This window comes from Ensifer adhaerens, from assembly GCF_013283195.1.
Taxonomy (GTDB): domain Bacteria; phylum Pseudomonadota; class Alphaproteobacteria; order Rhizobiales; family Rhizobiaceae; genus Ensifer; species Ensifer adhaerens_G.
Genome location: NZ_JABEKT010000001.1, coordinates 1599333 through 1614098, shown reverse-complemented (window position 1 = coordinate 1614098; position 14766 = coordinate 1599333). Strand labels below are relative to the sequence as shown.

General features: G+C 60.1%; 10 protein-coding genes and 1 pseudogene. 1 reads left to right on the top strand and 10 read right to left on the bottom strand.

The window, feature by feature from the left end:
• The 8 genes and pseudogenes from LPJGGPFB_RS33695 to LPJGGPFB_RS07540 all read right to left on the bottom strand — a co-directional run.
• Window positions 1-105, bottom strand: a pseudogene (locus LPJGGPFB_RS33695) (porin); the annotation flags it as partial.
• Window positions 106-742: 637 nt separating this feature from the next.
• Window positions 743-940, bottom strand: coding sequence for a hypothetical protein (locus LPJGGPFB_RS33690; RefSeq protein ID WP_427857714.1), 198 nt, complete (start codon window positions 938-940; stop codon window positions 743-745).
• Between the two features lie 10 nt (window positions 941-950).
• Window positions 951-1235, bottom strand: a complete 285-nt coding sequence (locus LPJGGPFB_RS33685; RefSeq protein WP_427857713.1) for a helix-turn-helix domain-containing protein — start codon at window positions 1233-1235, stop codon at window positions 951-953.
• Between the two features lie 398 nt (window positions 1236-1633).
• On the bottom strand, window positions 1634-2773 hold the full coding sequence (locus LPJGGPFB_RS07560) for a helix-turn-helix domain-containing protein (protein ID WP_234902779.1): 1140 nt from the start codon (window positions 2771-2773) through the stop codon (window positions 1634-1636).
• Window positions 2774-3234: 461 nt separating this feature from the next.
• Window positions 3235-4278: an AI-2E family transporter gene (locus LPJGGPFB_RS07555; protein ID WP_173419421.1), complete on the bottom strand. Its 1044-nt coding sequence runs from the start codon at window positions 4276-4278 to the stop codon at window positions 3235-3237.
• 178 nt (window positions 4279-4456) lie between these two features.
• Entirely contained in the window at window positions 4457-4954 is a 498-nt protein-coding gene (locus LPJGGPFB_RS07550; RefSeq protein ID WP_173419420.1) for a DUF1269 domain-containing protein, read from the bottom strand.
• A gap of 219 nt (window positions 4955-5173) precedes the next feature.
• The gene (locus LPJGGPFB_RS07545; RefSeq protein WP_173419419.1) at window positions 5174-8263 is read right to left on the bottom strand and encodes an efflux RND transporter permease subunit; all 3090 of its coding nucleotides are present in this window, start codon (window positions 8261-8263) and stop codon (window positions 5174-5176) included.
• Window positions 8260-9366 carry an efflux RND transporter periplasmic adaptor subunit gene (locus LPJGGPFB_RS07540; protein ID WP_173419418.1) on the bottom strand — a complete coding sequence of 369 codons (1107 nt, stop codon included), beginning with the start codon at window positions 9364-9366 and terminating at the stop codon, window positions 8260-8262. Before LPJGGPFB_RS07540 ends, LPJGGPFB_RS07545 begins: the two co-directional genes overlap by 4 nt.
• Window positions 9367-10097: 731 nt before the next feature.
• On the opposite strand from LPJGGPFB_RS07540, the gene LPJGGPFB_RS07535 reads away from it, so the two are divergent.
• Window positions 10098-11240 (top strand): alpha/beta hydrolase, encoded by a 1143-nt coding sequence (locus tag LPJGGPFB_RS07535; RefSeq protein ID WP_173420981.1) that lies wholly within the window; start codon window positions 10098-10100, stop codon window positions 11238-11240.
• A 57-nt stretch (window positions 11241-11297) separates the two neighbouring features.
• On the opposite strand, the gene LPJGGPFB_RS07530 is transcribed toward LPJGGPFB_RS07535, so the two are convergent.
• Together LPJGGPFB_RS07530 and LPJGGPFB_RS07525 are read right to left on the bottom strand one after the other, a co-directional pair.
• A complete protein-coding gene (locus LPJGGPFB_RS07530) occupies window positions 11298-14393 on the bottom strand; it encodes a complex I subunit 5 family protein (RefSeq protein WP_173419417.1) in 3096 nt (1031 codons plus the stop codon).
• Window positions 14387-14755, bottom strand: a complete 369-nt coding sequence (locus LPJGGPFB_RS07525; RefSeq protein WP_173419416.1) for a sodium:proton antiporter — start codon at window positions 14753-14755, stop codon at window positions 14387-14389. The genes LPJGGPFB_RS07530 and LPJGGPFB_RS07525 overlap by 7 nt, the downstream gene beginning before the upstream one ends.
• Window positions 14756-14766: the final 11 nt, after the last annotated feature.

Here is a 14766-nt window from a genome sequence, read left to right as displayed (position 1 = left end):
TTCCATGGGCTCCGGCTCGGCTGCGACGATTGCGTCGGCTGCCTGTGCGCCGGATACTGCTGCGAGAGCTGCAGCGGAGCCGAGAAGAAGGCTCTTGATGTTCATTTCTGACCTCCAGTCAAAAGTTTCAAACGGGTCTGGGTATTTTGCTGAAGGACAGCGTTCCCTGCCCCATCCCCAACGTTCAAGAAGTCGGACGATCAACCGCCCTTGCTTCCGGAGTTGAAAATACAAGACGCGGTCATCGGCGCAACGTCCAACTGGCGAGATCGCGTGCTTTGCATCGCCCTTCGCAGAACCCTGTTGCTGAAACGACACAAAATCGCCGCAGGCGGCCCGAGGAAATTAACAAAGGATTAAGAAAGCCCTTTATTCCCTGGGGTTTAGCCTGTGCGAAAGGAAGGCGGCCTGTTTCAGAAAGAGGCAGAATGCGGCCGAAATTGAGGGGAAAGGCCGATCCGGGCTGCAATTTGGCGGGAATAACCCCTGTGCTGCGTCGTCCCATTTTTCTGAATCGAGCTTGCCGAAGGCTCCCGCCGCGACCGAATTCCCAAGAATCAAACGCGAGATTCGCTGGCAACCGTTCGCAACGTCCGATTCTCGATCGGAAGAGACGGGCTCACCGAAAGAAAAGATTCGCGAAGACGAACGCATCGGGCACCAGGAAATCACGCCAGCTGATGATCGAGCGGATCCATACGAGACGTCCGGGATGCGTCGAAGCGAAAAACCGATACTGATATCAATCCTTATCAATCAGAACCCATATGCCGATGGACATGATTTTCCATGGCTGGTTCTGGAGCTTTTGCCATGCGTGGCAGCAGTGTTCGACCACGATGAGGTTTGCCGACCTATGCCAGCCCGCCCTGTCCACGATGAGGGCAGCATGGGCATTGTCGGCGACATGGCGCGCTATCTCCATCAAATGCTGGTTCATGCCGCGGGTATCACACCAAGGCATGACCAGGACTGCCGCCTTGCCGTGCCTCGGGCAGATCGCGCCGACGATGTAGGCAGAACTTCTCCCATAGCCACTTCGCCAGATCACATGGACGCCAATGGGCGACGCCCTCGAGATAAGGTGTGGGGTTGCGTTCGATGGCTTGAGCCAAAGCCGCACGCTGAGCATCGTTCAACAGCGACGACTTGCCGGGAGCTTTGTCGTTGATCACCCCGTCGAGACCGCGTGCATTGCAGCGCACCACACAGTCACGCACGAACTGCAGGGGCACACTGCCCAATCGGGCGGCATTTGAGCGCGAACCGCCGTTATAGATCGAGGCAAGCGCCGAGAGCCAACGAGCTTGGCTGGCATCCCAGGGTCATTGGAGATCATACCCGCCGCTTCCCCTCAAGCTTCTTTACGCAGATGCAGCCAAGCGGGATCTCGCGTCGGCGTCGAACACCGCCTCCACAAGAGGCTGAAGAATCGGGCTGAGACGTCCGGCCCCTGAGCCGATGACGTGAGCGGATGAGGAAATGATTGACGTCGCCGTGGCAGCTTCAACGTTTCGTGTCGATCCATGGCCCGATCGCCAAGGTCTTCCACCGTTTCCGCCACGAGATTCCACCTCGCACCTGCCTATGCAATGCCTCGGGCACCACCGAGGTCGGCGACCTTCATTTCAGGTTACCCCTGCAATCGGCGCAAAAGCACACCCAGTCGCTCTGCTGACGGGCAATCCTCAAGGAACCGCCGAATGGGGATGCCACCTCCGCCTCGGTTTCTCACCTCGCTCGGGCTGGAGCCAAAGGCTCGCTTGAATGCGCGACTGAACTCCGCCCCGTCGCTGAAACCACGCTCTTCAGCGATCTGGAAGATGAGGCGCCGATCGTTGGGATCGGTCAGCGCCGCACAGGCGCTGAGCAGCCGGCGGTGTTGAATAAAATGCATCACCCCGCCGAAGGGCTCGAAAAGGTTGTAGAGCCGCGTGCGCGAAATGCCGAGCTCCCTGCGCACCATCTCGCAACCGAGTTTCGGGTCGAGCAACCGGCTTTGTATCAGTTGCCGCGCCCTTTCGAGAAGGACATTGGCGATCGGCCCCTCCGCCGCTTCGATATGCTCGGCGGATGGCGATACACAAGCAAGGATCATCGCGCGCGTGGCTGCGACAAGTCCAGGAAGATCGGCCTCGGTGAGCATCGGCAGACGCTTGGCCACATCGACAAGATAGTCCGAGAACAACCGCCCCATGCCGGTCCCTGCTGCGGAAAACTCTGCCGAGCCAAGGATGGCCGCCGTCTCAAGGGAATGATCACGCGGCACAAAAAGCATGAGCATCTGGCTTTTATCGACCACACCGGCAAAGGAGCGACCAAGCGAATGAATCTGCACTTCTCCCGGACCCGCCGTAAAGGCACGCCTTGCTGCGTCGGTCCGGATCGATCCGGACAGCAGGACGGTCATTGTCCAGTGGTCGACGGGATCCCGTCGAACATGCCCGGGCAGGCTGGAAAATGCGAGGCGGTCAGTGCTGATTTCTGCAAGGACAAGACTGCCAAGGTCCCAGAGTTTCTGTCGCCCCTGGAAGTCGCTGGTCGTTTCGTCGATCTCGGCTAATTCAAGCATGGGCGAGAAGCTGTTGCGCCACGCGGCAAACTGATCCGATCGTGGCAGGCCAGCAGTCGAAAATTCAAAGGACGGTAAAAACTGTGCCCTCTTCTTCACCGGTTTCGCGCTAACCGTTTCGCGAGCGGAGATCTCGTGCCGCTTGTCGTCACGTCGTCTTTCAAGCAATGGGGCATACGTCATGGCATCTTCAGTTGTCATCGCGTCACCTTCCAGTTGACCGATGGCAGGAAGCGATCGGCCGCAGAATGTCGAAGAGCTGTCGATTACTGAAAAACAAGTTGTCTTTGTCCCCGCCCCCGGCGACCCATCATGGTGCGGCAGCCAATTTTCGCCCGCCTCATAAGCGGGGTTGGTACGCAGCCTGCCAGCCTGGCATTTTACACCATCGATTTCGGCTTATCGTGCTGAGGTCATCGAGCCGGCTGTTTGCTTTCCGCGGTTGTCTAAGGCGATTTTTCATCTACCCACGACAGATATCCCCGCTAGGCATTCAGCCGACGTCTGCGCATGTTGGACGTGGCCCTCTCCGGCAGTCGTTTTGCCTCCCACCTGCAATCTAACCCTTTCAGCCGCGCACCTCAACCGTCAGATGCAAGGTCACTTTATTAGCGTCGCCACAGGGTGGCTTTGTTCGCGACAGATCGATCGCCCGCGCGCCTTCACGACCCACTGTCCGTTGCGACCTTTGAACTGCTCGACAGTAATGTCGCGATCCACTTTCCCGACGGCGTGCCCGCGCAATAGACGATGAACGCTATCAGCATCGGCACGCCGATGAAGGCACCCGCGATGCCCCACATGAAACTCCAGAAAAACACCGCGAAAATGACGGCAAACGGGGAAATTGACAGCGAAGCTCCAGTCAGCCTCGGCTCAAGGTAGCTGCCGATGATGAATTGAATGACGTTGAGGCTCGCAAAGATGACCGCCGCGGTCTGCCACGAGTCAAATTGGGCGATGGCGAACAGTGTCGGAAGCGCCGTGGCAACAAACGGCCCGAGAAAAGGGATGTAGTTGAGAGCGAATGCAATCGCGCCCCACGCCGTGGCGAGCTCAAGTCCCGCGCCTAACGCAAAGAGCCAGACCACCAATCCGGTAAGGATGCTGGCAAATGTCCGGACGATCATGAAGCGGCGCAGCTTTGCTCCGATCACCCGGTTGGCCGCCAGGATGCGCATTCCGTAAGGCTGAGCGGCGGGCACGAGCAGGCGCGCATTGAAATCTTCAACCTCGAGCAGGCCGAGCATGATGAAGATGAAGACCAGCAAGGTGAAACCGGCGAAGCTGTTTACTCGCCCGGCCATTCCCTGCACAAAGCGAACCAGCCAAGTGACATCGAAACGGTCTGCCAAAGGGCCAGCGACGGCGACGCCGTGCCCTTCCAGCCACGTTGTCCAGTCGACATAGATCGCCTGGAAGCGGTCAGCGTTGACGAAGAGCCACTGAGCAAGCTTGCCGAACCCCCACGCCACCGAAGACCCGATGACGACGATGACGACCATGGTTGCGACAAGTGTGATCAGAAGGGCCAGAAGCTTTGGCAACCAGCGCTGTAAAGCGGCCTGAATCGGCCAGACCAGCGCAATGGTCAGCAAGGAAAAGATGAGTGGCGCAAAAATGGATTGCGCGAAATAGAGCAAAGCAAGCACCAGGATACCGGTCGTTACCGAACCGATTGCGCGACCACCACCTGCTTCTACCATACCCGCCCCTAGAAATTGTCCCAATTTCCCGAGTTCCGCTTCAAGGAACCGGGAACTGGTCGTCGCACGCGCCTCCCCGGAGAGCCCGCACGGCGCCACAGAAATCCCGTCCCGCGAGAAGCGCGCCAGTGTCCTGACCCGATCCCGCGGAACGCGCGATATATTTGATCAATGAAAACTAGCCGGCCGCGGCGGCCTTTTCCAGCGCGTCGCGCAAGACCTGTTCCTTCGTTTCGTCGAGCGAGGTCTTGAGCACGACACCGCCATAGGGCGCCAATTCCTTCAGCACCTTGTCCGCTGTCATCTCCTTGATCAGCACGAACAACGCCCCGTTGCCGGGCTGAAGATTGGCGGCGAGTTCCTTCATGAAGGCATCGTTGATCCCGACGTCGGTCAAGGCGCCACCGATGGCGCCGGATGCAGCGCCGACCGCAACGCCAACCAGGGGATTGAGAAACAGAACACCGATCAGCAGCCCCCAGAAACTCCCCGACGCTGCACCGGCGGCGGTCATGTTGACCATCTGATTCAACTTGATCTTACCACCCTCAGTCTTCGTGGCGATGACAGCATCCCCAACCTTGATCAAGTATTCCTTCTGCAACTCGAACAAGCGCTGGCGCACTTCCTCGGCTTTCGCTTCGGTTGGGTAAACAACTGCAATCAAGTCCGACATGGTTACTCCCCTTGAACAACACACTTAAAAGAAACACTGAAATCAAATCATAACCGGGAATGTATCGACGGAATTAGCATAAAATCCCGTGGCTTAGCATTGCGTCTCTTTCTCTTGCCCTCGCGGCTACGCCCCCGGCGCTCATCGCGCCGGGCACAAACGGAAAAACCGACGGAGGGTCCATACCCACACCAAGGCCGGGCAACATCCCACTTACCGTCACGCCCCGGCCGCAACCGGCTCGGCCGTGGCAGGCTCTGCCTTGTCGGGCTCAGCTTCGGCGGGAATACGAAACCACAAGACGTAGAGCACCGGCAGGAAGATCAGTGTCAGCGCCGCAGCCACCACCAGACCGCCGATGACGGTAAAGGCGAGAGGCGACCAGAACGGATCGCGGATGATCGGCAGCATACCGAGGACGGTCGAACCTGCCGTCAGGAAGACAGGCCGCAGACGCTGCCCGGTGACATCGATGACACTCTGCCACGTCCGGCCTCGCTCTTCGATCGCAAGGTCGATCTGATCGATCAGCACCACGGAGTTTCTGGTGATCATGCCAATGAGTGCGATCATCCCGAGAACGGCGATGAAGCCCACCGGGGTATTCGTCACCAGCATGATCAACACCACGCCGATCAGGCCCAAAGGTACGACGCTGACGACGAGCAGCAGACGCTGAACGCTCTGCAGTTGGAACATGAGTACGATCAGGATGATCACACCCATCACCGGAAGCATCTCAACGACTGAGGCCAACCCATCGTCTGCGCCTTCGACCGCACCGCCGACCTCGATCAGGTAGCGCGGGTTGGCCTGGCGCAACTCCTCGATCTTGCCTGCCGCGGCCTCAACGACACTGGCAGCTGTCACACCCGCGGCCGTGTCTGCCTGGACGGTGATGTTGGTAGAGCTGTCGTGACGCCAGATGATGGGCTGTGTCGTCTGATACTCGATCGTGGCGATGCTGGAGAGCGGCACCGTATGATTGGGGCCGACCGGAATCTGCAACGACCGGATTGTGCCGATATCGACGCGCTCCTCCTCCGTCGCCCTGGCGACGACGTTGATGAGGTAGATCGAGTCCCGCACCTGCGTGATCGGAAGGCCGGATGCCGTCGCAAACAGGGTCTGCGCAATCACGGAGGAATTAAGCCCCACCAGTCGAGCGCGGTCCTGGTCGACATTGATGACAATCTTGCGGATCGGTTCATTCCAGTCGAGATTGGGCTGGACCACGCCAGGCACTTTGCTGAGCGCATCGGCAAGCTGCCAGGCGACTTGGCGGACACCGGGAATGTCCGGCCCGATCACGCGGTATTGCACGGGCCAACCGACCGGAGGACCCATTTCGAGCGGCGACAGGCGCACCAGGATGTCCGGCAGCCTTTCTTCGAGCGCCTCCTGCAGGCGCGCCTGCAGCGCCTCGCGTGCACCGACGCTTTTGGCGATTACAACAGCCTGGGCGCGGGACGGCGCGGGAGGCTGCAGCGCCATCGACAGAAAGAAGCGCACCGGATCGGAACCAACGTAAAAGCTCCAGTCCGCCACATCCTCGTCGGCGGCGAGAATCTCCTCGGCCTTCGACACGTACTCGGCAGTGGCCTCCTGCGACGCGCTCTGCGGCAGGGTCAGTTGCAGGATGAGCTCTGGCCTGTCGGACGGCGGAAAGAACTGCCGCTTCATGGCCGACGATCCGATCAGCGCCGCCACGAACATTGCGACAGTGGCAAGGACCACGACGAGCCGCATCTTCATGCAGGTATGCAGGAGGTTCTTGAAGCCACGGAGCAGAGCGCCATCGGGCTTGGGACCGGTTGCAGTTCCCGATTTAAGTACGGCAAGGCCGACGATCGGGGTCAAAAGCACGGCCACCAGCCAGGAGACGACGAGCGCGAAGCCGATCACCAGGAACAGCGATCGTGCATATTCGCCCGAAGAGCTGCTTGCAAAGCCGACCGGAATAAAGCCGGCGATTGTCACCAGCGTGCCGGCAAGCATCGGAAATGCGGTTGACGTATAGGCATGAGAGGCCGCCTGAATGCGCTCATAGCCCTGCTCGAGCTTCGCCATCATCGTCTCGACGGTCACCATGGTGTCGTCGATCATCAGCGTCAGAGCGATGATCAGCGCGCCGAGCGACACACGCTGCAGGGCGATGCCGGCAATATCCATGAACAGGAAGGTCAATGCGAGGACAAGCGGAATTGAGACGGCAACCGCGATGCCGGCGCGCACGCCAAGCGCGAGGAAGCTGACGCCGAGAACGATGACGACCGCCTGGCCCAGTGATGTGGTGAAGCCACGAATAGCGGTCTTGACCACGGTAGGCTGGCTCGCCACGTGCGTCAGGTTGATGCCGATCGGCAAATCGTTCTCCAGCTCTCGCATCGTTGCATCGATGTTTTGGCCGAGTTGCAGGATGTCTCCACCCGACGCCATGGAAATGGCGATGCCGATTGCCGGCTTGCCCTTGACGCGAAAGCGTGGCTGGGGCGGGTTCACCGTTCCCCGCACGACGCTGGCGATATCGCCCAGCCGCACGAAACCGGATGTCGTCGGGATGTTCAACTGGCGGATGGTGGTCTCGTCGGCAAGGCTGCCGGACACCTGAAGGATGGTCCGATCCTGCGGGGACGTTATGAGCCCTGCAGGCAGGACCGCGTTCTGCGCTTGGATCGTACCGATCACCGTCGCGGCGCTGAGGCCGAGGCTTGCCAGCCGCTCGGTCGAGAATTCGATGTAAATCGTCTCGTCCTGCGTGCCGATCAGCTGGACCTTGCCTATATTTTCGAGCTTCAGCAGACGATTGCGTGCCTCATAGGCCCAATCGCGCACTTCGCGATCACTGAAGCCGTCCGAGGTGAGGCCGTAGATGATGCCGAACGTATCGCCGAAATCATCGTTAAAGAATGGCCCACGCACGCCAGCCGGCAGCGTCGACACCATGTCGCCGACCTTCTTTCGGGCCTGATACCAGGATTCGCCCACCTGATCGGGCGGCGTCGCATCGTCGAGCGTGACGTAGATGACCGACTGGCCTGCCGTTGTCATGCTGCGCAGATTGTCGAGGTTCGGTACTTCTTCAAGCGTCCGCTCGAGGCGGTCGGTAATCTGGTCGATGGTCTGCTCGATCGTCCCGCCCGGCCACGCCGCGGAAACGATCATCGTCTTGAATGTGAACTCCGGGTCTTCGTCGCGCCCCAGGTTGATGTAGGCAAGAATGCCCGCAAGAGCGCTCAAAAGTACGAGAAAGATGATAAGGCTCTGCCGCTGGATCGCCCAGCCCGATAGATTGAAGCCCTCGTTCATTCTGCGCTTCCTTCAAGCAAGCGGACAGGCATGCCGGGACGAAGCTGCTGCACCCCGGCAACGACGACGTTATCTCCGCTTGAAAGACCCTTGGTCACGAGGAAATCCTTCGTGTCGAAACGATGCACCTCGACCGGCACAAGCTTGGTCGTCTTGCTTGCGTCGTCGACGATCCAGACGGCGCTCTGGTTGCCCTCGCTGAACAGCGCCGAGATCGGCAGCCGGGCCGCCGGCTCGCCGGAAAGCCGGATCGAACCGCGCACGGCACTACCGAAACGGAATTCATCCGGCGCAGTGTCCAGTCCGACTCGCACCGTGAAGTTGCGCGTAATTGGATCAGCTGTCGGCGAGATCTCCCGAACCGTTCCCGTTGCCTTGATGTTGGGGTTGCTCAGCAGTTGCACGTTGACGCGCGCGTCGCCTCCGGTGGACTGGATCGTGGCCTCTGGCACCTGGAAGACGGCATCGCGTGTTCCAAGCTGCGCTACGCGCACCACCATCTGCCCACCGCCGACAACCTGCCCCACTTCGCCTCCGACCGCGGTGACGACGCCGGCAGCGTTTGCCTTCAGTATGCGGTTGTCGAGATTGGTCTGGGCGATCCGCAGGCCAGCTTGCGCGGCGTCGACACCAGCCTGTGCCATGCTCGCCCGAGCCGTGGCGGCCTCCAGGACCTGCCGGGTCGTGGTGCGCGGGTAAAGTTGCTGCTGGCGGGCCCGGTCGGCCTCGGCATTCTGGAACTGAGCCTCGGCCGAGAACAGGTTCGCTTCGGCCTTGCGCACCGCGTCCTGCGCATCCTCGGGATCAAGGCGCGCGAGAACGGCCCCGACATCGACAAGGTCGCCGACCTCAACGTCGCGCTCCCGGATTTCGCCGCCCTGCCGGAAGCTGAAGCTGGTTTCGGTGCGTGGCCGAATCTCGCCGACAAGCGATCCGTACGTATCTTCGGGATTGAACGAAACGGCCACCGTTTTGACGGGTCGTGGCGGCCGCTCTCCGACGTCGTCCTCGCCCTGGCAGCCGATCAGGAAAAAGGCAGCCAGCACCGCGGCAGACACTCCGAACGCAGCGCGAAATCTCGATGCAGCAGGACGTATTTTCATGCGCTATTTCCCCGGATGCTTTACGGGCGCGACGGTTCGCCGCCACGCGTGGATGATTGAAGAAATAAAATAAAACCAATTGGATAATGGCGTTTCATAGAACTGGATGCGTCATGTCTTACGAGGTGAGCGTTGAAACCGATCGACGACTGAGGTCGCAGCAGAGGGCCGGAGCCGGCGATCACCCGCGCCAAGAATGATCTGGCCCGCAGCGCCGCATTTGCAAAGGAACGGGGCAGCGAGAAACCGCGCCCGTCGTTCATCAATGCGTCTGTCCTGGTGATCAATGCGATAGGTGGAAGTCGTGAGTAGGAACCCAAGTCATGATGCTCCCTTAAACGCCCGGATCCGCTCGCCCCTCTCCCTGGAGGCCGAAGGCGCAGTGCTCCGTCCAGAACTATAGTGCGCATCAAGAAGCGAAGTGATCAGCATAGAATCCCGCAAACTGGCATGCCGTCCAGATATTCGCAGTCGACTGCGGAGAAGAGTTCGCCTCGCACAGGATTGAAACATTGTAATTTTTTTCATCCGAATGACACAAAACACCGGATACGGTGAATGCACATGGAACTCATCTTCCGCACCCGTCGCGGATAGCTTAGAACTACGAACTGCTTCGCCCAATGCGCATGGCCAGCGTGAGAGCGATCCGAACCAATTGTCTGCGAGGCGCCTTGCTGTTCACAGACCTGGAGAGCTTGCCGGTGGAGTTGAGACGAGCCGTGTCCTCAATGCGATTGTCCGTCATCGTAATCATGCTGTTGGCCCTCGCCGGCTGTGGCGGACCACGCGCAGTGCTCGGTCTTCCCGTGGACGCTTCATCCGGTGCCAAGCCCCAGGCAATCGTGCCGATCTTCGTCGCAACCACGCGCGCGCCATCCGGAAATCTGTCGCTGCCCTTTTCCGCGGAGCGGTCGAAGACCTTGAATTTTGCGAAACTCGACATCGGAATTCCACAAAACCATGTTCCCGGAAACGTCGAGAAAAGTGGGCGCGTCCCGGATCCGAAACGGCATTTCTCGGCACGGACGTTCCAGCCGATCGACCAGCGGCAGGAATTCGTCAGACAGTTGAATGCGGCGCTGGCACGCCGCGCGCCCGAGGATCGCGAGATCTTCATCTTCGTCCACGGATACAACAACAACTTCGCCGACAGTGTCTTCCGCAATGCTCAGATCGTCTACGACTACAACATCAAGTCGGTCGCGCTCCACTACGCCTGGCCGTCGGGAGCGGCGATCCCTCTCTATGTATTCGACCGCGATAGCGCCCTGGTCGGCCGGCGCGGACTTGCCGAAACAATCGAGATCGCTGCACAGACCAATGCGAAGAGGATCGTCCTGGTCGGTCATTCGATGGGTGCCTATGTCGTCACCGAAGCCTTGCGCGATCTGGCCCTCAGAGGCCGCACCAGCACTCTGAAACGCCTGGGCGGCGTGGTCCTCGCCGGGCCGGATATAGATGTCGATGTGTTTCAGAGCCAGCTTGAAGACATCGGCGACATCCCTCGGCCGTTCACGATCGTCGTTTCACGGCGTGATCGCGCGCTTGGAATTTCGCGGCGCTTGGCTGGCGGTCACCCACGCGTCGGTAGCGGCGCCGATATCAAAATGCTGCAGGACAAGGAGATCGCGGTTATCGATGTCTCGGACGTCGACGGCGGCACGCACAGCGTCTTTGCCACGTCGCAGACGCTGATGGATGTCGTCAACAACGATGCCTTGATGCGCAACGTGCTCAGGGAGGAAGGGGCGCCGGCGGGGCAGACCATGCTCGCCGATGGCGCATCCGTCATCGAGGGCGCAGCAAGGCTGGTGATCTTTCTTCCGAGCCGCCTTCTCGGCGGGATGGCCCAAGCCGCCGCCGGGCAGTAGCCGAGCTTTGTGCAATTGGCCCGCTGCGGCTCCACCCTTACGACGAGCCCTTGCCTATCAGCCTGCCGTAAGTCGCAGGGTGCCGAGCAGATACAATGCAATCACGTAGCAGAGCACCTGAAGCGCATAGGTCTGGCCATTGCCGGTGTAGACCCTGCGGACCAGTCCAGCCAAACCAACGGTTAGACTGCAGACCCCGTCCCACACGAAGTTGGCAACCGGTGTCACGAGCGGCGCAAAGACGAGCCGATAGAAGCCGTAGAAATGCGCGGTGCTCACCGGAATGGAGCGCCCCCACCCGGCTCTGTAGATCAACAGGAACAGCGCGAGCAGAACGGCAGCGGCCGCCACGCTGAACGCCATGACCGGAATAGGGTTCCAGTAGCCATAAATCGTCTCGAGCGACATGCCCTGCCAAACCAGCGTTGACGCGAAATAGGGGTCAATGGCCGCCGACACCGGATCCATCAGCAGCTTCGGGAAGAAGGACAGCACGAAAATTGACAGGATCAGGACGAACTGCGGGACGAGCAACGGCCACGGCGCCTCCCGCACCTCCTCATAAGCCGGTTTCCGCGGTCCAAGGAAGATCGAATAGGCCAGCCGGAACATGTAGAGGAAACCGATAAACGTCGCCAGAACACCCACGATTGCCAGGCCATACCAGCCCCTGTCCATCATCGCGCTCAACAATAGCCATTTGCCGCCGAAGCCGGCGAGCGGCGGCAGGCCCGACATCGAGATCAGGGCAATGACAACGGCTGCAAAAGTGAGCGGCATCTTTCCGGCAAGGCCGCAGGTCTGATCGAGCAACCTGGTGCCGGTTGCCAGGATGACGCCGGCGGCGGCAAGAAACAGGATGCCCTTCACCATCAGATGGTTGGCGACGAGATAGAACGCCGTTACCCAGCCCAGATGACTCATCAGCGCGATCGCCGTGATGATATAGCCGATCTGACTCATGCTGGAATAACCAAGCATACGCTTGATGTCGCTCTGCTGAAGCGCCATGACGGCACCCGCAATGGTCGTCAGAAGCCCGATCCAGCCCATCACATGCGCCATCTCGAGCCCGACTTCGGAGCGAATGGCAAGATAGGTGACCATGAACAGGCCGAAGACCGCGACCTTGCTGATGACGGCAGAAAGCATTGCCGACAGATCATCATCGGCCTCGGCATAGGCCCCCGGCAGCCAGACATGAACGCCAACGGCACCGGCCTTGATCAGGCAGCCGATTGCCAGGAGCATGAAGGCCGGAGCCGCATCCGGGCCGGCCGTGGCAAATGCCGCAAGCGCGGTGGTACCGTTGGCGCTGGCGGCAATGCCAAAGCCGGCGAGCAGGCAGAATGCCGACACCAGCGAGAACAGCAGGAACTGCAACACATAGGGATGGGCATCGCGCCTCTGCGCGATCAGGAAATAGGAGGAAAGCGTAATCAATTCCCAGTGGAAGAAGAACTCCAGGCTGGTGGCGGCGCGCAGCAGACTGGCGATGGACAGCAGCAAGATGGCCATCATCGGATAGAACCCGCCACGAGCATCGGAGCGATAGAGGCTTGCGAAGGCGATGACCAGCCCGCCGGCAAGAAGGAGTACGGCAAACAGCCGGCGCAAACCGTCAATATCACGAACGATCCACACGCCGACAACCAGCACGGCCGCCAACATCAGCACGCACTTGGCCCGCCCTGGAAGCCAATCGAGCATGTAAAGACCCGCACCGACGACAAGCGGCGCGACTAGCAGCAGCGACGCCGCACCGGCCAGGCTCGCCGCAGCATAGCCGCTCGCAAACAGCAAAGCCGCACAGACCAGCACGGGCACCAGCCGACCTGGCGTCGGACTGATCTTCGTTTCGCCCGGCAGCGGGCGCGTTGCATGCTTGAACCAGCGGAACATATAGGCTGCCTCAAGCAGCGACCCGACCAAGATGACAGCAATCCAGATGTATCGCTCGCCCGCCGCAGCCTGCATCACCAGTTCCCATTTGGCCCAGAAGCCGGGAAATGGCGGCAAGCCGGCAATCGCGACTACGAACACCGCAAGGATGGAAAGCACGACGGGATTGCCTGCGACGTCGGACCAGCCGTCGACTTCGCGCCGCTCGACAATCCCGGCGAGCCAGAAAAGGCCGGCCTTGGCAAAGAGATGGTTGATGAAAAGTCCACCGACGACCAGCGGCAACGCCTGTTCAGCGTCAAGCAGGTGCAGCAACGCAAGTGCGAGCGTGAGAAGGCCCATTTGCGCGATCGAGGAATAACCGAGCATCCGTTGAACGCTGGTCTGCCTCAATCCGACAAGATTGGAGAAGAGGAAGGTTATCCCGCCTGAAAGAGCGAGCATTCCGAGATGGTCTTCAAAAAGCGGCAGCAGCTTGAAAAGCGCGAAGAACACGCCGGCCGATACCCCAACGGAAACAAGCGCCGCAATCCCGCTGTTCGCGGTCTCGTAGACATCGAGCCCCCAACCGTTTGCTGGGAATGGCTTCAGCTCGAGCACAAGGCAGGAAAGAACGAACAGCAGCGCCGTCACCCCGATGGGGCCAGTGATCAATGCCCGGTTCGTAATCATGTCGTCGATGTTGAGGGTACCTGTCACATGGTAGAGCAGACCCGCACCGAGCAGGAAGAAGGACGAGGCGAGCACCGTCGCCATGATGTATTTGAAGCTCGCCGCAAGCGCTGCCGGCGTCCGCTCGAATCCGAGAAGCCCATAGGTGCCGATCGATGCGATCTCCAGAAAGACGAACTGGTTGAACAGATCGCGGGTCATGACCATGCCGTTGATGCCCATGGTCAGGATCAGGTAAAGCAGCAGCGCTGGATAGCTCGCGCGCAGACGTCCCCAAAGATGCCAGGCGCCAAGCACTGCAACGACGTTGACGCAGACAGAGAAAAATCCCTCCCACGGACCGAAACGCAAGTTGATCGAGAACGGCGGCACGCTGCCGGCGGTCAGCACCTCGATTGTCGATCCGCCATGATGGACGCTCCACAGACAGACGCCTGATATGACGGTCATCCCTAAGAGGGCGATGATAAACCCGGCCGCCGGCAACGGCTTGGCGATTTTGTACAGGAGGGGAATGAGAAAGCCGCCGCCGAGGCCAAGCAGAAAAATGTTCAGCGGCTGGAACAGGCTGTCTACCATCTCGACTCCGTCAGCGCGTCGATCGACAGGGTTTTTCGGGTAGCGTGAAGCCGGATCGCGAAAGACAGCATGATCGCCGTCACCGAAAAGCCGATGACGATGGCGGTCACGACCAGGGCGGCGGGAATGGGATCGACGGTGCGCGTGGCCGCTTCCTTGATGCCGAGCGCCTCGTCGATGATAGGTGCAGTGCCGCCGGTGATGTAGCCTGTCGCCACCAGAACAATATGCATGCCGGTATCGATCAGCGAAAAGCCGATGATGATGCGCAGGATGTTGCGATGCCTCAGTATGCCCCAAAAGCCGATGAGCACGAGGAGAAATCCTGTCGTGAGAAGTATCTGTGATATCGGCACGCCCATGCTGCCCCCTT